At 65.5% G+C, this 21,705-nt stretch carries 21 protein-coding genes; 11 read left to right on the top strand and 10 right to left on the bottom strand.

What is annotated here, in order from left to right; all coding sequences use genetic code 11:
• Nucleotides 1–137: 137 nt before the first annotated feature.
• A complete protein-coding gene (locus tag FFS60_RS20100; RefSeq protein ID WP_137822949.1) occupies nt 138–1,052 on the bottom strand; it encodes a LysR family transcriptional regulator in 915 nt (304 codons plus the stop codon).
• A 101-nt stretch (nt 1,053–1,153) separates the two neighbouring features.
• On the opposite strand from FFS60_RS20100, the gene FFS60_RS20095 reads away from it, so the two are divergent.
• The 3 genes from FFS60_RS20095 to FFS60_RS20085 all read left to right on the top strand — a co-directional run bounded on the left by FFS60_RS20095 (nt 1,154) and on the right by FFS60_RS20085 (nt 3,670).
• Nucleotides 1,154–2,170 (top strand): zinc-binding alcohol dehydrogenase family protein, encoded by a 1,017-nt coding sequence (locus tag FFS60_RS20095; protein WP_137822948.1) that lies wholly within the window; start codon nt 1,154–1,156, stop codon nt 2,168–2,170.
• A 296-nt stretch (nt 2,171–2,466) separates the two neighbouring features.
• Entirely contained in the window at nt 2,467–3,384 is a 918-nt protein-coding gene (locus FFS60_RS20090; protein ID WP_218570607.1) for a PAS domain-containing protein, read from the top strand.
• 106 nt (nt 3,385–3,490) lie between these two features.
• Nucleotides 3,491–3,670 (top strand): hypothetical protein, encoded by a 180-nt coding sequence (locus FFS60_RS20085; RefSeq protein WP_137822969.1) that lies wholly within the window; start codon nt 3,491–3,493, stop codon nt 3,668–3,670.
• Here the strand turns inward: FFS60_RS20085 and FFS60_RS20080 are convergent.
• The 3 genes from FFS60_RS20080 to FFS60_RS20070 all read right to left on the bottom strand — a co-directional run bounded on the left by FFS60_RS20080 (nt 3,667) and on the right by FFS60_RS20070 (nt 9,385).
• Nucleotides 3,667–4,857 (bottom strand): Bcr/CflA family multidrug efflux MFS transporter, encoded by a 1,191-nt coding sequence (locus FFS60_RS20080; protein WP_028630786.1) that lies wholly within the window; start codon nt 4,855–4,857, stop codon nt 3,667–3,669. The two genes, FFS60_RS20085 and FFS60_RS20080, sit on opposite strands and share 4 nt — an antisense overlap.
• A 198-nt stretch (nt 4,858–5,055) precedes the next feature.
• Nucleotides 5,056–8,196: an efflux RND transporter permease subunit gene (locus FFS60_RS20075; RefSeq protein ID WP_137822946.1), complete on the bottom strand. Its 3,141-nt coding sequence runs from the start codon at nt 8,194–8,196 to the stop codon at nt 5,056–5,058.
• Between the two features lie 13 nt (nt 8,197–8,209).
• Nucleotides 8,210–9,385 (bottom strand): efflux RND transporter periplasmic adaptor subunit, encoded by a 1,176-nt coding sequence (locus tag FFS60_RS20070; RefSeq protein ID WP_137822945.1) that lies wholly within the window; start codon nt 9,383–9,385, stop codon nt 8,210–8,212.
• A 144-nt stretch (nt 9,386–9,529) separates the two neighbouring features.
• On the opposite strand from FFS60_RS20070, the gene FFS60_RS20065 reads away from it, so the two are divergent.
• Entirely contained in the window at nt 9,530–10,150 is a 621-nt protein-coding gene (locus tag FFS60_RS20065; RefSeq protein ID WP_137822944.1) for a TetR family transcriptional regulator, read from the top strand.
• Nucleotides 10,151–10,452: 302 nt separating this feature from the next.
• On the opposite strand, the gene FFS60_RS20060 is transcribed toward FFS60_RS20065, so the two are convergent.
• Complete coding sequence (locus FFS60_RS20060; RefSeq protein WP_137822943.1) at nt 10,453–10,650, bottom strand: heavy-metal-associated domain-containing protein; 198 nt, start codon at nt 10,648–10,650, stop codon at nt 10,453–10,455.
• 110 nt (nt 10,651–10,760) lie between these two features.
• On the opposite strand from FFS60_RS20060, the gene FFS60_RS20055 reads away from it, so the two are divergent.
• From FFS60_RS20055 to cueR, 3 genes are all read left to right on the top strand, one after another.
• A complete protein-coding gene (locus FFS60_RS20055; RefSeq protein ID WP_137822942.1) occupies nt 10,761–11,132 on the top strand; it encodes a hypothetical protein in 372 nt (123 codons plus the stop codon).
• A 61-nt stretch (nt 11,133–11,193) separates the two neighbouring features.
• Nucleotides 11,194–13,578: a heavy metal translocating P-type ATPase gene (locus FFS60_RS20050; protein ID WP_137822941.1), complete on the top strand. Its 2,385-nt coding sequence runs from the start codon at nt 11,194–11,196 to the stop codon at nt 13,576–13,578.
• An 88-nt stretch (nt 13,579–13,666) separates the two neighbouring features.
• The gene (gene cueR, locus FFS60_RS20045; protein WP_137822940.1) at nt 13,667–14,068 is read left to right on the top strand and encodes a Cu(I)-responsive transcriptional regulator; all 402 of its coding nucleotides are present in this window, start codon (nt 13,667–13,669) and stop codon (nt 14,066–14,068) included.
• Here cueR and FFS60_RS20040 read toward each other — a convergent pair.
• The 4 genes from FFS60_RS20040 to FFS60_RS20025 all read right to left on the bottom strand — a co-directional run bounded on the left by FFS60_RS20040 (nt 14,034) and on the right by FFS60_RS20025 (nt 17,706).
• Complete coding sequence (locus FFS60_RS20040; RefSeq protein ID WP_137822939.1) at nt 14,034–14,936, bottom strand: EamA family transporter; 903 nt, start codon at nt 14,934–14,936, stop codon at nt 14,034–14,036. The genes cueR and FFS60_RS20040 overlap by 35 nt on opposite strands.
• A 380-nt stretch (nt 14,937–15,316) precedes the next feature.
• A complete protein-coding gene (gene bfr / locus FFS60_RS20035; protein ID WP_028630777.1) occupies nt 15,317–15,781 on the bottom strand; it encodes a bacterioferritin in 465 nt (154 codons plus the stop codon).
• A gap of 66 nt (nt 15,782–15,847) precedes the next feature.
• Nucleotides 15,848–16,741: a PA4780 family RIO1-like protein kinase gene (locus FFS60_RS20030; protein WP_028630776.1), complete on the bottom strand. Its 894-nt coding sequence runs from the start codon at nt 16,739–16,741 to the stop codon at nt 15,848–15,850.
• Between the two features lie 71 nt (nt 16,742–16,812).
• Nucleotides 16,813–17,706 carry a LysR family transcriptional regulator gene (locus tag FFS60_RS20025; protein WP_028630775.1) on the bottom strand — a complete coding sequence of 298 codons (894 nt, stop codon included), beginning with the start codon at nt 17,704–17,706 and terminating at the stop codon, nt 16,813–16,815.
• A 101-nt stretch (nt 17,707–17,807) separates the two neighbouring features.
• Here FFS60_RS20025 and FFS60_RS20020 point away from each other — a divergent pair, with 101 nt between their 5' ends.
• The 3 genes from FFS60_RS20020 to FFS60_RS20010 all read left to right on the top strand — a co-directional run bounded on the left by FFS60_RS20020 (nt 17,808) and on the right by FFS60_RS20010 (nt 19,365).
• Entirely contained in the window at nt 17,808–18,449 is a 642-nt protein-coding gene (locus tag FFS60_RS20020; RefSeq protein ID WP_137822938.1) for an NAD(P)-dependent oxidoreductase, read from the top strand.
• 11 nt (nt 18,450–18,460) lie between these two features.
• Nucleotides 18,461–18,745: a DUF2218 domain-containing protein gene (locus tag FFS60_RS20015; RefSeq protein ID WP_028630773.1), complete on the top strand. Its 285-nt coding sequence runs from the start codon at nt 18,461–18,463 to the stop codon at nt 18,743–18,745.
• A gap of 365 nt (nt 18,746–19,110) precedes the next feature.
• Nucleotides 19,111–19,365, top strand: coding sequence for a hypothetical protein (locus FFS60_RS20010; RefSeq protein WP_171016548.1), 255 nt, complete (start codon nt 19,111–19,113; stop codon nt 19,363–19,365).
• A 126-nt stretch (nt 19,366–19,491) separates the two neighbouring features.
• On the opposite strand, the gene FFS60_RS20005 is transcribed toward FFS60_RS20010, so the two are convergent.
• A complete protein-coding gene (locus tag FFS60_RS20005) occupies nt 19,492–20,769 on the bottom strand; it encodes an acetyl-CoA C-acetyltransferase (RefSeq protein ID WP_137822937.1) in 1,278 nt (425 codons plus the stop codon).
• Nucleotides 20,770–20,933: 164 nt separating this feature from the next.
• Here FFS60_RS20005 and FFS60_RS20000 point away from each other — a divergent pair.
• On the top strand, nt 20,934–21,705 hold a 772-nt coding region (locus FFS60_RS20000; protein ID WP_137822936.1), incomplete at its 3' end, for an SDR family NAD(P)-dependent oxidoreductase.

The following is a 21,705-nucleotide window of genomic DNA, read 5'->3' as shown; positions in this document are numbered from 1 at the left end:
GCCCGGCAGGATTCAGGCAGGTCGGAAACAAGTCAGCCACGGGAATCTCCACGCCGGCCACAGCTCATCCAGACAATAGCGGAACCTGGGTTCCGAGCAATTCGACGATCAGACGTCGACGTTGCCGCGACCGACACTCAACTCCAGGGCGCGCCGACGAGTAGCGTGGAGCATCGCGCCTGGACGAACTCGCGGAGCAGGCGCACCGGTTTGCTGAGCTGGGCCCGGTGGGCACAGATCAGGTTCAGCGGCGTGGCCTGGCCGCGGTACTCCGGCAGGGCCAGTTCCAGGCGCCCGGCCTGGATGTCGCCAGCCACATCCAGCCAGGACTTGTAGGTCAGCCCCTGCCCGGCCAGCGCCCAGCGCCGCACCACATCGGCATCGTCACACACGCGGTTGCCGGCCACCGCCACCACCTGCTCGCGGCGCCCCTCGCTGAAGCTCCAGCGGTCATGGACGCGGCCGCCCAGTTGGTAGAGCAGGCAGTTGTGCCCGGCCAGGTCCTCGGGCTGGCGCGGCCGGCCATGGCGGGCGAAGTAGTCGGGCGCGCCGCAGAGCACGCGGCGATTGCTGGCGGCCAGTGGCAGCGCCACCAGGCTGGAGTCTTCCGGCTCACCATAGCGGATGGCGATGTCCACAGCCTGGCGGTACAGGTCGGCGATCCGGTCGCTGAGGTGCAGGCGAATGCAGAGGCGAGGGTGCTCGCGCTGGAGCTCGTCGAGCCAGGGCAACAGCACGTTGCGGCCAAAGTCCGACGGTGCCGACAGCTGCAACAGGCCGGCAATGTCCTCGCGGCCGCCGGCCAACTGGCGCTGGCCCTCCTCCAGGCTGGCCAGGGCATTGCGCGCATGGACGAGGAACTGCTCGCCCTCCGGCGTCAGGCGCAGGCTGCGCGTGGACCGCACGAAGAGGCGGGTGTCGAGCTGCTGCTCCAGGCGCTTGAGCGCGGCGCTGGCCACGGCCGGCGATACGTCCAGCTTGCGGGCGGCGGCCGAGAGGCTACCGTGGTCAGCGGTGCTGACGAACAAGGCGAGATCGTCGAGGCGCAGCATTTTCAAACCCCCTTTGAAAGACTGTCGCTTTCTAGCCGATTTTTCTCGCTTGCGAAATAACCGACCATGCGGACCCTCAAGCCCTCACGCGGAGAATCCCGATGAAAGCCGTCGCCTACTTCCAGAACCTGCCTATCGATAACCCCGACTCCCTGCAGGACATCGAGCTGCCGGAACCGCAGCCAGGTCCGCGCGACCTGCTGGTGGAAGTCCGCGCCATTTCCGTCAATCCGGTGGATACCAAGGTCCGCCGCAACGCCACGCCGGAAGCCGGTCAACCCAAGGTGCTGGGCTGGGACGTCGCGGGCGTGGTCAAGGCGGTGGGCAGCGACGTCACCCTGTTCCAGCCGGGCGACCGCGTGTTCTACGCCGGCGACCTGACCCGTCCGGGCGGCAACGCGGAGTTCCATCGCGTGGACGAACGCATCGTCGGCCATATGCCGAAGACCCTGGACTTCGCCCAGGCCGCCGCCTTGCCGCTGACCTCCATCACCGCCTGGGAGCTGCTGTTCGACCGCCTGCAAATTGCCGAAGGCAAGACCGACCTGGGCCAGAGCCTGCTGGTGGTGGGTGCCGCTGGCGGCGTCGGTTCGATCCTGGTGCAACTGGCCCGCCAGCTCACCGGCCTGACCGTGATCGGCACTGCTTCGCGCGCGCAAACCCAGGCCTGGGTCCGCGAGCTGGGCGCCCATCAGGTGCTGGACCACAGCCAGCCCCTGGCCGAGGAGTTGCGCCGCGCCGGCCTTGCCCAGGTCAGCCATGTGGCCAGCCTGACCCAGACCGACCAACACCTTGACCAGTTGGTGGAAGCCCTGGCGCCCCAGGGCCGCCTCGGCCTGATCGATGACCCGGCGCAGCTGGATGTGGCCAAGCTCAAGCGCAAGAGCCTGTCGCTGCACTGGGAGTTCATGTACACCCGCTCGATGTTCCAGACCCCGGACATCCTCGAACAACACCGCCTGCTGGAACGCGTCAGCCAACTGATCGACGCCGGCGTACTGAAGACCACCCTGGGCGAGCACTTCGGCCGTATCAACGCGGCCAACCTGCGCCGCGCCCATGCCCTGCTGGAAAGCGGCACGGCCAAGGGCAAGATCGTGCTGGAAGGGTTTGCCTGAAAGCCTTGAACTCCCAAGTCCTGATGGTGGGCTGAAGCCCACCCTACGCGCGGGTGGAAAGGCTTCGCCGGGGTCCTGGCTGACCGGCGAGCGAATGGACTGGCGAATGGTCCGGTACGCCAATGCAAAGCGACTAGAATTTCCCTGGTTTCGCCAGCGGCCGGCCGCGCCGCATCGCTTCCGCTTTGCCGGGGTCCTGGATGCATCCCACCCTTGTCCGGCCCGCTATTCGTGCGGGCCTCTACCTGCTATGCGCCGGTGCCTGGCTTCTGGTCTGGGGCACAGGGGCGCTGAGCATGCTCGGACTACTCCTGCTCACCGCCTTGCTGATTTTCTTCCTCGAACGCCGTCACCGCCTGGGTCGCGAACGGCTGCGCCAGGGCCTGCGGCGCACCAGCCTGCAACTGGAGCAGGCGCAGCGCGACGCCATCCTTGGCAACTGGGAATACGAGCAAAGCTTCGCCTTGAGCCCGGGCGCCCAGCGAATTCTCGGCTGCAGCGACGAAGACAGCCTCGCCGGCCTGCTGAACCGTTTCCATCCGGCCGACCGCAACAGCGTGCAACGCGGCCTGGAGGCGTTGCTCGTGGGCGGCACTGCGCTGGCAGTGAACGCACGCCTGAACCTGCCCAGCGACCAGTCGCCCGTCTGGCTGGCCCTGCGCGGAGAAGCCCAGCCCGATGGCCGCTCCTTCGGCACGGTGCAGGACATCAGCGCCCAGAAGCGCGACGAAGAAGCGCTGCGTGCCAGCGAGCTTCGATTCCGGCAGTTGTTCGAGCAGACCCCGCGCATTGCCGTGCAGGGCTACGACCGCCAGCGCCGGGTGATCTACTGGAACCACGCCAGCGAACAGCTCTACGGCTACACGGTGGACCAGGCCATGGGCCGCTATCTCGAAGACCTGATAATCCCGCCCGCCATGCGCACCCAGGTCATCGCCGACATCAATAACTGGATGATCGGCGGCCCGGCCATTCCCGCCAGCGAGCTGACCCTGCAACGCCGTGACGGTAGCCCGGTGACCGTGTTCTCCAGTCACCTGGTGCTACGCAATCTGCACAACCAGTTGGAGCTCTACTGCGTGGATATCGATTTCAGCGCTTTGGAGTCTGCGCGCGACGCCTTGCGGCAAAGCGAGAATCGTTACCAGGAGCTGCTGGATAGCCTCGACCAGCATGCTCCGCAGAGCCAATCCAGTCACGGCGAGCAGGGCTAGGACGAACGGCGATTACCACCAGTCGGCTGCTTGACCCACGTCATTTTCTGTCATCTGCGCAGGTCTACACTGATTTTCCCCACCACTTGATTGGGAGATGACTGAGGTGAAAATTCTCGTTCGTCCGACTACCACCCCTCAGGGGGCGAGCTGGCAAGTCTGCCTGGACCAGCACGCGGTGAGCTTCCGTAGTGAAGCCGAAGCACGCCGATTCGTCAGCGTCCTTGAGGAGCGCCTGAAGGCTCCTCACGTACTGCCGGAAGAGTCTCGACGAATCGCGAGTTAGCCCAAGGGCGCCTGGCCGTTGCGGTCGAGGCGCCAGGTCAGAAGCGAACAGGCGACTGCCGCGCAGCCGCACAGGCTGATGACCAGGGCCAGGGGGATGGCGCTGCCGTCGTGCAGCACCCCCACCAGGGTGGCGGCACCCGCCGCCACCGCAAATTGCAGACTGCCCATCAGCGCGGAGGCGCTACCCGCGTTCTGGCCCTGACCGGCCATGGCGCAGGCCGAGCCGTTGGGCAGGATGCACCCCAGACTGGCGATGCAGCCGAACAGCGGCAAGAGCAGAGGCCAGAGCGCTTGGGTATGCAGGCTGGACACCACCAGCAGCGCCAGCGCGCACACCAGATAGATCCAGACCACCCGCCGCATCCAGAAGGCTGGCCCGCGAAAGCGCATCAGGTAGGCATTGACTTGCGCCACCAGAATGAAGCCCGCCGCATTGATGGCGAACAACCAGCCGTAGTGCTCCGGCGGCACGCCATACAGCTGGATGAAAACAAAAGGCGAGCCGGCGATATAGGCGAACATGCCGGCGATGGCAAAGCCACCGGTCATGCCATAGGCGAGGAACTGCCAGTCACCGAACAACCGCCGGTACTGCCCCAGGGCGCCGTTCAGGGGCGCGCGGGGAGCCACGTCTGAGAGGGTTTCCGGCAGCCAGGCAGCGATACCCAGCAGCACCAGCGTGCTGAACAGCGTGAGTGCCCAGAAGATCGACTGCCAGCCGAACAACTCCAGCAGCAGGCCGCCACCCAGCGGCGCCAGGAGCGGCGCCAGCCCCATCACCAGCATCAATTGCGAGAAGGCCTTGGCCGAGCCGATGGGGTCACACAGGTCACGCACCACCGCCCGCGAAACCACCATGCCGGCACAGCCGCCCAGCGCCTGGACGAAGCGTGCGCCTATCAGCCATTCCAGAGTGGGTGCCATGGCACAGGCCACCGAAGCCAGGGTGAAGATGGTCACACCGACCAGCAGTGGCGGACGCCGGCCGAAACGGTCCGCCAGCGGGCCGTAGATGAGCTGACCGAAGGCCAGGCCGACGAAGTAGGACGCCAGGGTCAGTTGCACATGCTCCACGTCCGTGACGAAGGCCTGGGCAATCGCCGGGAAGCTGGGCAGGTAGAAGTCGATGGCCATGGGGCCGAAGGCACTGAGCGCGCCAAGGAGCAGGAGGATGCGGAAAGTCATGGTCGAGGCTGGCGCCATCCCTTGCGGTTAAGGCGCCAGATAGTAACAGGGGTAAAGGGGACCGCGGCGGAGAGGCTCTTCTATGGGGGTGAATTCATTCGCTAACCGGACCGGCAGGTCCGGCACAGGAGTCCGAGAATGGGCGCTGCGCGCCCATCAGCGAATGAATTCGCCCCCACAATGTTTTCCACAGGCCCCCTAACCCTCATGGGCCTGCTCGGCCTTGGGCGCTTTCTTGCGGTCCAGCCATTCCGAGGCCTGCTCCACCAGCATGAAGAACATGGGGATGAGGAAGGTCGCCAGCAGGGTCGCAGCGAGCATGCCGCCGATCACCCCGGTACCGATGGAATGGCGGCTTGCCGAACCGGCACCCGAACTGATGGCCAACGGCACGCAACCAAGGATGAAGGCCAGGGAGGTCATCACGATCGGCCGGAAGCGCAGCTTGGCGGCCTCCAGCGCCGCCTGCGCAGGCTTCATGCCCTGTTCGCGACACAAGACCGCGAACTCGACGATCAGGATGGCGTTCTTCGCCCCCAGGCCGATCAGGGTCACCAGGCCGACCTGGAAGTACACGTCGTTCTGGATGCCGCGCAGCCACACCGCGAGGATGGCGCCGAACACGGCGAAGGGCACCGCGGTGACCACCGCCAACGGGAGGGTCCAGCGTTCGTACTGGGCGGCGAGGATCAGGAACACCATGATCAGGCCGAAAACGAACGCGATACTGCCGGAGCCATGGGACGCCAGCTCCTGAAAGGCCGAACCGATCCAGCCGAGGCTGTAGTCTTCGCCGAGTACTTCGTCCGCCACTGCCTGCATGGCCTCCAGCGCCTGGCCGGAACTGTAGCCCGGCGCCGGTCCGCCGAGGATCTTGGCTGCCGGGTAGACGTTGAAGCGGGCGTAGGAGTCCGGGCCGAGGATGCGCTCCACCCGAACCAGGGATGACAGCGGGACGAGGTCATCGCTGGCTGAGCGCACGTAGACCTGGCTCAGGTCCTCCGGTTTGCGGCGGAACTCCGGTTCCGACTGCAGGCTCACCTGCCAGGTACGCCCGTAGAGGGTGAAGTCGTTGACGTAATAGCTGCCGAACGTCGACTGCATGGCCGTGAACACATCGTTGATGGCCACGCCCAGGGCGCGAGCCTTGGTGCGATCAAGGTCGATGTAGTACTGCGGCACGCTGGCGTTGAAGGTGGTGTTGACCCCGGCCAATTCTGGCCGCTTGGCCGCTGCCGCGACGAACTTCTGCACCACGCCTTCCAGCTGCTGCACGGTACCGCCGCTACGGTCCTGGATATAGGCCTCGAAGCCGCCGGTTGTGCTCATACCGGAAATCGGCGGCGGGTTGAAGGTCATCACGACGGCATCCTTCTGCCCGGCGGCCATGGCCATGAAGGTGTGCGTCAGGTTGCGCGCGTCCAGCTCGGGCGTGGTGCGCTCGCTCCAGTCCTTCAGCGGCACGAAGGACACCCCGGCGTTGCTGCGAGTACCGAAGGTGAGAATGTCGAAACCGGCGAAGGTGACCACATCCTGTACCGCTGGATGCTCCATCAATTCCTCGGTGACGGCGCTGGTGACTTCCTCGGTGCGGGTCAGGGACGCGGCGGGCGGCAAGAAATAGGCATTGAGCACATAGCCCTGGTCCTCGTCGGGCACCAGGGAGCCGGGTACCCGGCCGAACAGCACGACCATCAGCGCGATCATCCCACCGAACAGCACCAGGCCGATCAGCGAACGCTTGAGGAAGAACTGAACGCCAGCGCGATAGCCTGAGGTCATGCGCTCGAAGAAGGTGTTGAACCAGCGGAATGGGGCCGCCGGCTCACCATGGCCGGGTTTGAGCATCAGGGCGCAGAGGGCCGGCGACAAGGTCAGGGCGACGATACCGGAGATCACCACCGAGACCGCGATGGTGATCGCGAACTGCTGGTACATCTGTCCGGCCAGGCCGCCGAGAAAGCCTACCGGGATGAACACCGCACAGAGCACCAGCACGATGGCGACGATCGGGCCAGTCACCTCCTCCATGGCTTCGATGGCCGCCTCACGCGGGCCGATCTTCTTGGTCGCCATCACCCGTTCGACGTTCTCGATCACCACGATGGCGTCGTCCACCACGATGCCGATGGCCAGCACCATGCCAAACAGGGTCAGCAGGTTGATGGAGAACCCGAGCATGTACATGCCGGCGAAGGTACCGATCAACGACACCGGGATCGCCAGCACCGGGATCAGCGTGGCACGCCAGTTCTGCAGGAAGATGAAGACCACCAGCACCACCAGTACCAGGGCCTCGAAGAAGGTGTGGATCACCTCTTCGATGGAGACTTCGACGAACTTGGTGGTGTCGTAAGGGATCTTGTAGGTGATGCCTTCGGGGAAGCGCTTGGCCAGCCGCTCCATGGTGGACCTCACCGCTTCGGCGGTGTCCAGGGCGTTGGCGCCTGGTTGCAAGTAGATACCGAAGGCGGCGTTCTGCTGGCCGTTCAGCGAGGTCATCAAGGAGTAGTCCTGGGCCCCCAGCTCGACCCGCGCCACATCTTTCAGCAACAGGCTGGCGCCGGTGGCGTCGGAGCGCAGGATGACGCTCTCGAACTCCTTGGGATCGGTGAAGCGGCCCTGGGTGGTGACGGTGTAGGTGAAGTCCTGCGCCTGATTCAGCGGCTGCTGACCAAAGCTGCCGGCGGCGAACTGGGAGTTCTGCTCGCGGATGGCGTTGACCACATCCGTGGGGGTGAGATCGTACTGCGCCAGCTTGTCCGGCCGCAGCCAGATGCGCATGGAGTAGTCCTTGGAGCCGAACTGGCTGGCATCCCCCACGCCAGGAATCCGCTTCAGCTCGTCGATGACGTTGATCAGCGCGTAGTTGCTGATGAAGATCGGATCGCGGGAGTTGTCCGGCGAATAGAGGGTGACCACCTGGAGGATGTCGGAGGATTTCTTCTCGACCTTCACACCCTGCCGGCGCACTTCTTCCGGCAGCTTGGCCAGTGCGGCCTGGACCTTGTTGTTGACGTCGATGGTGGCCTGGTCCGGATCGCGCCCCACCTCGAAGTACACAGTCAGGCTCATGGCGCCGCTGCTGTCGGAGTTGGACAGCTGATAGATCATGCCCTCCACGCCGTTGATTTCCTGTTCCAGGGGCGCGGCGACGGTTTCGGCGATCACCTGCGAACTGGCACCGGGATACACGGCCGAAACCGAAACCTGCGGCGGAAGGATTTCCGGGTACTGGGCGATGGGCAGTGCGCGCATGGCGGCGAGGCCGGCAAGCACGATGACGATGGAGATGACCGCGGCAAAGACAGGGCGATCGATAAAGAAGCGCGAGATCACGTTAGGCGCTCCTTCAGGATTTCTTGGAGGTTTGGTCGGCAGGCGCCTGGCTGGCCTCGACCGCCTTCACCGGCGAGTCGGGGCGTACCTTGGGCAGGCCCTCGACTATCACCCTGTCGCCAGCCGTAACACCGGACTCGATCACCCAGCGGCCATCGCGGGTATCGCCGGTCTTGACCTGGCGCACGCGCGCCATGCCGTCCTGGTCGACCACATAGACGAAGGTGCCGCGCGGTCCTTGGGCCAGGGCGCGTTCAGGCAGGGTAATGGCCTGCGGACGGGTGAAGCCCTTCACCAGCACTCGCACGAACATGCCGGGCAGCAGTTTCTGTTCCGGGTTGGGTACCACGGCCCGGGCGCTTACGGTGCCGGTGCCTGTGTTGACGAAGCTGTCGGTGAAGTCGACCCGGCCGGAGAGCGGATAGGTGGAACCGTCGCCGAACTTCAGGTCCGCGCTGAGCAGGCCGTCCGGAGGCAGCTCGACCTTGCCGTTCTTCACGCCGTCACGCAGGCGCTCGGCTTCGGTGTCCGGGTAGGCGAAGTTGACGTAGATGGGATCGAGCTGGGTGAGTTGGGTCAGCAGGCTGCCGTTCGGGTCGCCGGCTACCACCAGGCTGCCTTCGGACCGGGTCTCCTTGCTGGTCATGCCGGAGATGGGGGCTTCCACCGTGGTGTAGTCGAGGTCGATCTGCCGGGCCTTCACCTCGGCTTGTGCCGCCTCGACGTTGGCCTTGCTCTGTTCGAAGTTGGAAATCGCGTTATCCAGTTCGCTCTCGCTGGCGAAGCCCTTCTTCTGCAGCTCGCGGGTCCGCTTGAGGTCGCGCTCGGTCTGGCGGTAACGCGCCTGCTCCTGCGCCAAGGCCCCCTTGGCCCGCGCCAGAGCCGCCTCGTAGGTGCGCGGGTCGATGCGGAACAGCACCTGCCCCTGCTTCACCCGGCTGCCTTCGGTGTAGGTCCGCTGCTGGAGGATGCCGCTGACCTGGGCACGGACCTCCACCTCACGAAAGCCCGCTGTGCGCCCGGCATACTCGAGAATCAGCGGAAGCGGAGCGGCCTTGGCGGTTTCCACGACCACCTCCGGAGCCGTCGGCGCGCCACCCGGAGCATCAGCTGCGCCCGCAAGGCCAAAAAAACTGGTACTTGCGACGAATAGTGCAAGGCTGAAGGAAAGGTTTCGAGCAAACGGCATGAGGCGTCTCCATACGGTGCCGAGTCGGCAAAAGAATCAAGCGCTGAACTATACATTCATTCGTGTCTGTAAAGGTCATGTACCAGCAAAATCGGTACACTCCGCTCCCCAACAAGAAGCCTAGACAGTATTGGCCCAACTGCTATGCGCAGAACAAAAGAAGAAGCTGAGAAAACCCGAGTCGCAATCCTCGACGCTGCCGAGCACCTTTTCCTGGAAAACGGCGTGGCGCATACGTCCCTGGAACAGATCGCGCGCGCCGCCGGGGTGACCCGTGGCGCGGTCTACTGGCATTTCCAGAACAAGGCCCACTTGTTCCACGAAATGCTGTCCCAGGTGCGCCTGCCCCAGGAACAGATGATCGACCGCCTGTGCGGCTGCAATGGCCAGGACCCGATGCTGTCCCTGCGCGACCTCTGCCTGGAGGCCATCATCAACCTGGCGCGGGATGAGCAGCGCAAGCGCATCTTCAACATCCTGCTGCATCGCTGTGAGTTCACCGAGGAACTGCGGGAGGCCGAAGAGCGCCACTATGCCTTCGTCGACCAGTTCATCCAGCTGTGCGAGGCCCTGTTCGACCGCCCTGCCTGCCGCGAACGGCTGCGCCCGGGCATCAAGCCGTTGCACGCGTCCCGGGCGGTCCACGCCCTGGTTATCGGTCTGTTCAGCGACTGGACCCGCGACCCGCGGCTGTTCGACCCGTTGCAGGATGCCGCACCCATGGTGGACGCGCTGTTCCGCGGGCTGGTGAAGGACTGGGACTGATTAAGGGCTCAATGCGGGGGGATCCATTAGCCAAGGGCGGCGCAGCCGACCCACGAGGCTGGAATGGCGAACCTGTGGTTCGAATGGCGATTGAAATAGCTCTCTCTGCATTGCGTGTTGCAGGCAGCTGCATTGCCCGTAGGAGCTGGCTTGCCAGCGAATGGCCCCGCTTCGCTGGCAAGCCAGCTCCTACAAGGCTCTTGGCCCGCTGGGAAGTCTCTCGCAACAGCTAACGCAGACATCGCCAATTCATTCGCAAAAGGGCAGCGAAGCTGCCCCGAAATCATCCAGAGGACGGGCTATCAGGCCGGCTCAGCCTGATAGCCCTCTTCGCGAATCGCCTCCAGCACCTGTTCTTCCGCCAACCGGGTGGCAACACGTACCTCGCCGGCCGCCAGATCCACCTGTACCTCGGCGGCCTGGTCACGGGCCTGCACGGCCTGGGTAACGGCGCGGACGCAGTGCCCGCAAGACATGCCTTGAACCTTGAATACCTGCATGGTCGTTCTCCTTGTGAGTGGAACCTGGCGCCAGTCTCATCCTTTCCACGGTGGCAAGGTCAAGCCCCGCTCCTACACTGATTCTGTCCAACCTGCAGGAGAACTCCGCCATGTACGGCCTCCGCCCTGCCCTGCTCGGCCTGCTGACCGCCCCGCTGCTGGCGCAGGCCCAGCCACCCCTCGATTACGGCGTACTGATCGTCTCCCGCGAACGGCTGGAGCTGGCCACTGCCTGCGACGTCGGCCTCTACCTGGAGGACCAGTTGGCTGCGCGGCTGGTGCAAGGACAGATCGTTTCCTTCAACCTGCCGCCCGGGCGCCTGTCGATCCGCCTCAGCCTGCTCGGTCCGGGTCCCTGCAAGCCGGGTGTCGAGCAACTCCGAAACCAGAGCATTACCTTGATGGCCGGCGAGGTGCGCAAATACCGGCTGGCGCAAAGCACGCAAGGCCTCTATCTGGTGCCAACCACTGCGGTCCAGTGACCTCTTGACCTTTCCCTCGTGTCAAGGTTGAACCTAGTCCGCAGATTAGGAGGATCAGCCCATGACCAACCCAACCGCCTTCGACCTGCCCATATCAGGCATGACCTGCGCCAGTTGCGCCGGCCGTGTCGAGCGCGCCCTGGCCAAAGTGCCGGGCGTGCAGGCCGCCAGCGTCAACCTGGCCACTGAACACGCCCGCGTCCAGGCCCCCGGCGAAAGCCTGCCGGCCCTGGTGGCGGCGGTGGAGGCCGCGGGCTACCGGGTACCCGCCCAGCGCCTGGAACTGGCCATCGGCGGCATGACCTGCGCCAGTTGCGTCGGTCGCGTCGAACGTGCCCTGCGCAAGGTGCCGGGGGTCGCTGAAGTGACGGTGAACCTGGCCAGCGAACGTGCCCATTTGCAGCTCTTCGGCCAACCCGACAACGAGCGTCTGATCCAGGCCGTGGAGGCCGCCGGCTATTCCGCCAGCCTGGTGGACGATGCCCACCCGCCCGTAGCCGACGCCGAAACCCGCCTGCGTCGGGAGCGCTGGGCGGTCCTGATCGCCCTCGCCCTCGCCCTGCCATTGGTGGTGCCAATGCTGCTGGAAGGGTTCGGCTTGCACTGGATGCTACCGGCCTGGGCACAGTTCGCCCTGGCCACCCCCGTGCAGTTCATCCTCGGCGCACGCTTCTATCGCGCGGCCTGGAAGGCGGTGAAAGCCGGCGCCGGCAACATGGACCTGTTGGTGGCCATCGGCACCAGCGCCGGTTACGGCCTGAGCCTCTATCAATGGTGGGCGGCCCATCCCGGCCACACGCCGCACCTCTATTTCGAGGCGTCAGCCGTGGTAATCGCCCTGGTGCTGCTGGGCAAGTACCTGGAAAGCCGCGCCAAACGCCAGACCAGCGCGGCCATTCGCGCACTGGAAGCCCTGCGCCCGGAACGCGCCACCCGTCTTGTAGAAGGCAGGGAGGAAGACGTCGCCATCGCCGCCTTGCAACTGGGCGACCTGCTGGTGGTCAAGCCCGGAGAGCGCTTCCCCGCTGACGGCGAGGTGAGCGAAGGCCTGAGCCATGCCGACGAAGCCTTGATCAGCGGCGAGAGCCTGCCCGTGCCCAAACAACCCGGCGATCGCGTCACTGCTGGCGCCATCAACGGTGAAGGCCGGTTGCTGGTACGCACCACGGCCCTTGGCGGCGAAACCGTGCTGGCGCGGATCATCCGCCTGGTAGAAGACGCCCAGGCGGCCAAGGCGCCGATCCAGAAACTGGTGGACCGGGTCAGCCAGGTATTCGTCCCGGCCGTGCTGCTGATCGCCTTCGCCACCCTGGCCGGCTGGCTGCTTGCCGGCGCCAGCGTCGAGACCGCCTTGATCAACGCCGTGGCCGTGCTGGTCATCGCCTGCCCTTGCGCACTCGGCCTGGCCACCCCCACCGCCATCATGGCCGGTACCGGCGTGGCGGCGCGCCACGGCATCCTGATCAAGGACGCCGAAGCCCTGGAAGTCGCACATGCCGTGCAGGCGGTGGCCTTCGACAAGACCGGCACCCTGACCTCCGGCAGCCCGCGCATCGCCCACCTGGCGGCGCTGGATGGCAATGAAGATCAGCTGCTGCAACTGGCCGGCGCCCTGCAGCGCGGCAGTGAACACCCATTGGCCAAGGCGGTGCTGGACGCCTGCGCCGAACGCCACCTGGAAACCCCCGTCGTTGAGGCCAGCCAGGCCCTCGCCGGGCGCGGCATTCAAGGACGGGTGAACGACCGCCTGCTGGCCTTGGGCAATCGTCGCTTGCTGGACGAACAGAAACTCGCGGCCGGTGAGTTGACCAACTACGCCACGGCGTGGGAAGCCGAGGGCCGCACCCTGTCGTGGCTGCTGGAGTTGAAGCCTGAGCAGCGCGTGCTCGGCCTGTTCGCCTTCGGCGACACGCTGAAGGACGGCGCGGCCGAAGCCGTAGAGGCCCTGCGCAAGCGGAATATCCACAGCCACCTGATCACCGGCGACAACCGTGGCAGCGCGCGGGTGGTGGCCGAGGCGCTGGGTATCGATTCGGTCCATGCCGAGGTGCTCCCCGCCGACAAGGCGGCCACCGTGGCCGCGCTCAAGGCCAACGGAGTCGTGGTCGCCATGGTCGGCGACGGTATAAACGACGCCCCGGCCCTGGCCGCTGCCGACGTCGGCATCGCCATGGGCAGCGGCACGGACGTGGCCATGCACGCGGCCGGCATCACCCTGATGCGCGGCGACCCGCGCCTGGTGCCGGCGGCCCTGGATATCTCGCGGCGCACCTATGCGAAGATCCGCCAGAACCTGTTCTGGGCCTTCATCTACAACCTGATCGGCATTCCCCTGGCCGCCGCCGGCCTGCTCAGCCCGGTGGTAGCGGGCGCCGCCATGGCGCTGTCCAGCGTCAGCGTGGTGAGTAATGCGCTGCTGCTGAAAACCTGGAAGCCTGAAGAATGAACCCTGCTCCGTGGGAGCCAGCTTGCTGGCGAAGGTTCGCGAGCAAGCTCGCGCCTACGGTCGAGGGACCGCAACAGAGGAAACGCCAATGAACATCGGCCAAGCCGCCAAGAAAAGCGGGCTTACCGCAAAGATGATCCGCTATTACGAAGGCATCGGCCTGCTGCCGGAGGCCGGACGCACCGACAGCGGCTACCGCCAGTACAGCGCCCAGGACCTGCATACCCTCGCCTTCATCAAACGCTCGCGGGACCTGGGCTTCTCGCTGGAGGAAGTGGGACGTTTACTTGAGCTCTGGCAGGACCGCCAGCGCGCCAGCGCCGATGTGAAGTCGCTGGCCCGCGACCATATCGAAGCACTGAACCGCAAGATCGCCGAGCTGGAGGGCCTGCGTGACACCCTTCAGGAATTGGTGGACCACTGCCAGGGCGATCACCGGCCCGACTGCCCGATCCTCAAGGATCTGGAGTCAGGCGGCTGCTGCCACTGAACACTCGGCCGAGCGCACCTTTGGGCAACACGGTGATCGCCAGGCCGACGAACACCAGCACGCACGCCAGCCAGCCGGCAGCGCTGAGCTGTTCACCCAACAGCAGCCAGCCTGACAGCAGGCCGGACACCGGAACCGCCAGGGCAAAGGGCGTCACCAGGCTGGCGGGATAGCGCTGCAGCAGGAAGCTCCAGAGGCCAAAGCCCACAGTGGTCGCCAGGAACGCGATATAGACCAGCGCGCCGATACCGCCCCAGCTTGGGTGGCTCAAAGCACTGGCGATGGCCTCGGGACCTTCGAAGAGGTACGAGAGCACCAGCAGGGGAAGCGGCGGAATCAGGCTGACCCAGCAGATCAGCCGCAGCATGTCCTTCGCGCCGCTGCGCTTGGTGGCGATGTTGGCGAAGGCCCAGGCCAGCGCGGCGGCGATCACCAGCATGAAGGCCAGCAGGCTGTCTCCCAGCGGCCGACCAAAGCCGATCAGTACCAGGCCGGAAGCGGCCAGCAAAAGCCCCATCAGACCTCGGCGACTGGGCCGCTCACCGAGGAACAGCGCCGCGATCAGGATGGTGAAGAACACCTGGCTCTGCAGCACCAGCGACGACAGCCCGGCGGGCATGCCCAGGTGCATGCCGACGAAGAGCAGGCCGAACTTGATCACCCCGAGCAACAGGCCGATCTGCACGATGCGCCAGAACGGCGCCGGCATCGGCCCGCGCAGGAACAACAGCGGCACGGCTGCGAGGGCAAAGCGCAAGACGCAGAACAGCAGTGGCGGGAAGTCTTCCAGGCCGACCTTGATCACCACGAAATTGACGCCCCAGATCAGGGTGACCAGCAGGGCCAGGAGGATGTGCGGGACAGGCATGGCGAGGGCTCCAGAAACTCAGCACACGCTAACAGCCTGGCGGGCGGATGTAAGGACACAGAAGGCTGCAAAAATCACTGGGCGCTGTATCACTGCCCTCCCCCTCTCCCCGCCCCTGTGGGGGCGAATTCATTCACCAAGGACTGCGCAGCAGTCCCGCAGGATGGGTCGGGCGGCGCTCCGCGAGACTGCGATACCCATCAACCGCGATCCGCATGGGTTTCGTGCCTCAACCCATCCTACCCGCCAGACGGAGCGAATTATTGCGCAGCCATCCAGCAGGTCGGGCCAGGCGGCAAGCCGCTCGGCCCGCGAAGTCCAACGTCCGAGCCAAATGAAAAAGGCCGCAAGCGCGGCCTTTCCGGTTCAATTCGATCAGCTCAAGCCTGGGACTGCAGGTAGTTCTTCAGGCCGATGCGGTCGATCATGCCGAGCTGCTGCTCCAGCCAGTAGGCATGGTCTTCTTCGGTGTCCTTGAGCTGGGCGACGAGGATATCGCGGCTCATGTAGTCCTTGTGCTTCTCGCACAGGGTGATGCCCTTGCTCAGCGCGGCGCGTACTTCGTATTCCAGCTTGAGGTCGGCGCGCAGCATGTCTGGCACGGTCTGGCCGGGGTGGATGGTGCGCGGGCGCATATCCGGGGTGGCCTCGAGGAAAAGGATGCGCTGCAGCAGGGCGTCAGCGTGCTGGGTTTCCTCTTCCATCTCGTGGTTGATGCGCTCGAACAGCTTGTTGAAGCCCCAGTCCTGGTACATCCGCGAATGCAGGAAGTACTGGTCCCGGGCGGCCAGTTCACCGCGCAACAGGTCCTTGAGGTAATCCACCACTTCAGCTTGGCCTTGCATCTGCCCATCTCCTGAAAAAACCAATGAACAAGGATCGTGCGCCGATCCAGCCCGGTCAAGTCAGTCTCAGCTGACCATCCATGGCGGTGTCGGTTCTTCCCGTCCGACCGGAGCGTCCTGCTCGGACAAGGCCGCCTGGCGACGGGCTTCATCGGCGAGGGCGGCCTTGATTTCGCGCATCACGGCATCCAGATCAGCGGTGTCCTCGGTCTCGGCGAACTCGCCGGTAAGCGGGGTTTCCGGGGTCAGTTTGCCTTCTTCGAAGAGCGCCCACATTTCCTTCGCATAGCGGGTGTACAGCAGCTCAGGCGCGAACTGCCCGAAATAGGCCGACATGTTGCCGACATCACGCTCGAGCATGCGGAATGCGTGATTGTTGCCAGCAGCGTCCACGGCCTGGGGCAGGTCGATGATCACCGGACCATAAGGATCGAGGAGCACGTTGAACTCGGACAGGTCGCCATGGACCAGGCCGGCGCAGAGCATCTTGACGATCTCGCCGATCATGAAGGCGTGGAATTCGCGGGCATCCTCGGGCGTCAGGTCGACGTCATTCAGGCGCGGTGCGGCATCGCCCTCGCCATCGCTGACCAGCTCCATCAGCAGCACACCATCGAGGAAGTCGTAAGGCTTGGGTACCCGCACCCCGGCGTTGGCCAGGCGGAACAACGCGGCCACCTCGGCGTTCTGCCAGGAGTCCTCGCGCTCGCGACGGCCGTATTTCGAGCCCTTGGCCATGGCCCGGGCATCACGGCTGTTGCGGACTTTGCGGCCCTCCTGGTACTCGGCGGCCTGGCGGAATCCGCGCTTGTTGGCCTCCTTGTAAACCTTGGCGCAACGCAGCTCGCTGCCGCAGCGCACCACGTACACGGAGGCTTCCTTGCCGCTCATCAGCGGGCGCAGGACTTCATCGATCAGGCCATCTTCCAGCAGTGGCTCAAGGCGTTTCGGGGTCTTCATTCAGGTGCAGCGGGCATCGTCGGGGGAAGTGGAACACTGGCCGACGTTATACGGCATGCAGGCTCCGACGGCTATCCACGACGCGAAAGACCACGACGAAGGGTTTCGATGGCATAGCGCACCTTGGCCGGCTGCGCATCGCGCCGAGGGGTGACGATGTAGAGCCCCACGGGCTTGGGCTGCCACTCAGGCAGCAGCGCCAGTAGCCGACCGCTGGCCAATTCTTCCCGGACCTCCGGCTCCGGCTGCAAGGACAGGCCCAGCCCTGCCAGGGTGAAGCTGCGCACGGCGAGGATGTTGTTGCAGGCCACTCGCGGCTCCAGGCGCAGCCGCTGCTCTTCCCCGCCTGGACCGGTGAAGCTCACCTGGTGTTGCTGGCGTTCGCCGTTGAGACTGATCCAATCCAGCTCCAGCAGGCGTTCCGGGCGTTGGATCGGCCCACTGCGGGCCAGGTAGGCCGGAGCACAACAGAGCACCGCCGGCCAATCGGCGAGGTGGCGGGCCACGAGGCTGGAGTCTTCCTGGCGGCCGACGCGGATAGCCAGGTCGATGCGCTGCTCCACCAGGTCGATCTGCTCGTCATGGAAGAACAGCTGGAGGCTCAGGCCCGGATGAGCCTCCAGCAACGGCGCCAGCGCCTCGGTGAGCATGCCGTTGGAGAAGCCGACCGGAGCGGCAATACGCAACTCGCCCACCGGCGCATCACGCAGTTCGGCCAGGCGCTGTTCGGCCTGCTGCGCCAGTTCCAGTACCTGGGCGCAGCTCTTGTAGAACACCGCGCCCGCTTCGGTCAGGGTCAGCTTGCGGGTGGTGCGGTGCAGCAGGCTGACCTGGGTTTCCGCCTCCAGCTTGCGGATCTGCTGGCTGACCGCCGAGGCCGTCATGCCCAGCACCTCTGCCGCGGCCACCATGCTGCCGCGCTCCACGACCGTGGCGAACACTGCCATGCGCTTGAGCTGTTCCATTCGTAAGCTCCGCTTAATTGTGAAAGCGCTTTCAAGCACTTTTTCCATCGATTATCCAGCAGCGATTATGCGCCACCTCGCAACCCACCTTGGAGATGCTCATGAAAATCGCCCTGATCGGCGCCAGCGGTTTCGTCGGTTCCGCCGTCCTCGACGAAGCCCTGCAACGCGGCCACCAAGTGACCGCCATCGTCCGCCACCCGGAAAAACTCCCCCAGCACCCCAACCTGACGGCCCTCAAAGGTGACGCCTATGACGCCGCCGCCATCGCCCGGGCCGTGGCCGGCCACGAGGCGGTGGTCCACGCCTTCAACCCCGGCTGGGGCGAGGAGAGGATTCGCGAGCTGTTCATCCAGGGCACCCAGGCCATCTTCGCCGGGGTCAAGCAAGCCGGCCTGAAACGCCTGCTGGTGGTAGGCGGCGCCGGCAGCTTGTATGTCGCACCGAACCTGCAACTGATCGACACGCCCGACTTCCCCGCCGCCTACAAGGAAGGCGCCGAAGGCGCGCGCCAGGCGCTCAACCTGATCCGCGAAGAGCACAGCCTGGACTGGACCTTCCTCTCCCCACCCGCGCTGCTGGAGCCGGGCGAGCGCAGCGGCCGCTTCCGTATTGGCGGCGACCAGTTGCTGATGAGCGGCGATCACCCGGCGCGCATCAGCGTCGCCGACCTGGCCGTGGCCATCATCGACGAGCTGGAACAACCCCAGCACATCCGCCAACGTTTCACTGTCGGCTACTGAGGAGAGCCCCCATGACCCTGACCGCATCCGCCCATGTCACCACCGCCACCCCGGCGCGCTACATCAGCCGCCTGTGCAAGCACTTCGCCCACCGCGTGCCCGTGAGCTACGACGAACAGCAGGGCCGCATCGAATTCGACCTGGGCCTCGGCCTGCTGCGCGTCGATGGCGACGGCCTGACCCTGGCCGTGGAAAGCCAGACGCCGGAGGGCCTGGAGCGCCTGAAAGATATCGTCGGCAGCCACTTCGTCCGCGTGGCATGGCAGGAGGAACTGAACCTGGAGTGGAAGGCCTGAAACGACGGCTGCGTCCTCAGTGGGACGCAGCCCAGACCTTCTAGAAAACCGGATCGCCCAATACCCACCGTCCCGCGCACCGCTGTAGATTCACCCCCGCCCTTCCGGCCCCCGCGCCAGCCGAAATCTCCTGTTCGAAGCACTTCCCCCGTTCGGGGTAAGGCTTGCCCCACCCCTGAGTGCAAATCCCCACTCCAATCACCTGAAAGCCGCCGCAAGCCTCTGAAACTAGCGGGCTAGAGCGCCCCTGGCGGCATGGCACAGCCATTGCTGCGACACGACTGCAACTGCTCAGTACCCAGGTGCAGGCCGGGAAGGCTGCAAGCGCGCGCCCACGCTGGCGAGCAATAGGGAGGTTCTTTCGAATGACAGACGCAAGACTTCAGGCCGTCCCCGGCCAGCCCCAGGCCGACCATCCCTGGATCGAGTACGTGGCAGGGCAATGGGTCGTGGTACGTAAACGCCGGGCTCCGGATGAGCGACGCTGCTATCACGCCATGCGCGCCCACATCGACTTGCTGCTCTATCTGGGCTGGAGCATCACCGGCCGCGACCCGGTGCGGCTCGAGTTCAACCAGATGGTGAAGATCGTCAGGCGCGGCGCGCTGATCGACGGATGAGCGGGTAACGCCCCCGAGGCCTGGCGCAAGGCGAAAAAAAGGGCGGCCCCGACATTGCGGGCCGCCCTAAATCACGGAGTTGCTTACATCACGTGGCGGCGATGACTTGCCGCCACGGGTATTGGATTACTTTTCCAGGATCGCAGTCACACCTTGGCCGCCGGCGGCGCAAATCGAGATGAGGCCGCGCCCCTCTCCGGCGACCGAAAGCAGCTTGGCCAGGTTGGCGACGATGCGCCCGCCCGTCGCGGCGAAGGGGTGGCCGGCGGCCAGTGAGCTGCCCTTGACGTTCATCTTGTTGCGGTCAATGGCGCCCAGCGGTTTGTCCAGGCCGAGTCGGGTCTTGCAGTAGTCGGCGTCTTCCCAGGCCTTGAGGGTACAGAGCACCTGGGCGGCGAAGGCTTCGTGGATCTCGTAGTAATCGAAATCCTGCAGGCACAGGTTGTTGCGCGCCAGCAGGCGCGGCACGGCGTAGACCGGCGCCATCAGCAGACCTTCCTCGCCACTGACGAAATCCACCGCCGCCGCCTCGCCATCCTTGAAGTACGCGAGGATCGGCAGCCCGCGCGCCTTGGCCCATTCCTCGCTGGCCAGCAGCACCACCGAAGCGCCGTCGGTGAGCGGGGTGGAGTTGGCCGCCGTCAGGGTGCCGCGCGGGCCGCGTTCGAACACCGGGTTCAGGCTCGCCAGCTTCTCGGCGTTGATGTCCGGGCGCAGGTTCTGGTCGCGGTTGAGGCCACGGAAGGGGCTCATCAGGTCGTTCTGCCAGCCTTCGGCATAAGCGGCCGCCAGCTTCTGGTGACTGGCGATGGCCAGCAGGTCCTGCTCATCACGGGGAATGGCCCAGGTCTGCGCCATCAGCTCGCAGTGCTCGCCCATGGACAGCCCGGTGCGCGGCTCGCCGTTACGCGGAATGTGCGGCGCCAAGTGGCGCGGACGCACCTTCAGCAACGTCTTGATCTTGTCGCCGGTGGTCTTGCCGCGATTGGCCTCCAGGAGGATCTTGCGCAGCTCCTCATGCACGCCGATGGGCGCGTCGGAAGTGGTGTCCACGCCGCCGGCGATACCGCTCTCGATCTGCCCCAGGGCGATCTTGTTGGCCACCAGGATGGCGGCTTCGAGACCCGTGCCACAGGCCTGCTGGATGTCATAGGCCGGGGTTTCCGGCGCCAGGCGCGAGCCCAACACGCACTCGCGGGCCAGGTTGAAATCCCGGGAGTGCTTGAGCACCGCACCGGCTGCGAACTCCCCAATGCGCACGCCATGGAGGTTGAAGCGTTCCACCAGGCCTTCGAGGGCGCTGGTCAGCATGTCCTGGTTGCTCGCCGTGGCGTAGACCGTGTTGGAGCGGGCGAAAGGGATGCGATTGCCGCCGACGATGGCGACCCGGCGAAGCTGGGTCATGGTGACTCCTTGCGATGAGGGTTGGCAGGTTGCAGTGTCGGATACAAGACTAGACGCCTGGATTGGCCGCCTTGCCGGGCGGCAGGTCAGCGCGGTCAATTGCGCGCAACCTGCGCCTGCGTAGAGTGAGCCCACTTTCGATTTTCCAGCAGGAGCGCTACCCCATGAACGACCGTTACCTCGCCTTCGCCAACTCCAACGCCGGCCGGCGCCTGGTTGGCGCCCTCGGCCTGCCGGCGCCGGTGCGCCTGGAGCGCTGGATGGCGGGCCGCGCACGGCCGGTGGACGGTGCCCTGCTGATCGGTGGCCAGGGTGCCCTGGCGGAAGCCGCCAGCACGGTACTGAACAAACTGACTGACCAGAACTTCGCCGACGCAGACGGCCGCTTCGGCCTGCCACGCTGGACCGCCGAGCACGGCCCGAAACTCAAGGCGCTGATCTTCGATGCCAGTGGCCTGACCCGTTTCGAGCAACTGATCGAGCTGCGCAACTTCTTCCAGCCGGCCATGAAAGGCCTGGGCAAATGCCCGAAAGTGGTCGTGCTGGCCCGCGCACCGGAAGCCACCAAAGACCTGGTGGCCGCCAGCGTGCAGCGCTCCCTGGAAGGCTTCATCCGCTCCCTGGGCAAGGAAATCCGCCGTGGCGGCAACGTGCAGCTGGTCTATGTGGGCAAGGGTGCCGAGGACCAGTTGGAAGGCGCCCTGCGCTTCTTCCTCTCGCCGAAGAGCGCTTACGTCTCGGCCCAGGTGCTGCGCCTGACCGCTTGTGCCGAGCGGGTGCAGGACTGGACCCGCCCGCTGGCCGGCAAGCGCGCGCTGGTCACCGGCGCCTCCCGCGGCATCGGTGCCGCCATTGCCGAAACCCTGGCCCGCGACGGTGCCGACGTGGTGCTGCTGGACGTGCCCCAGGCCAAGGACGCCCTCGACGGCCTCGCCG

This window comes from Pseudomonas sp. D(2018) (assembly GCF_005502555.1).
GTDB lineage: Bacteria > Pseudomonadota > Gammaproteobacteria > Pseudomonadales > Pseudomonadaceae > Metapseudomonas > Metapseudomonas resinovorans.
The sequence above is the reverse complement of the archived record's forward strand: the minus strand, read 5'-3'. Positions and strand labels throughout refer to the sequence as shown.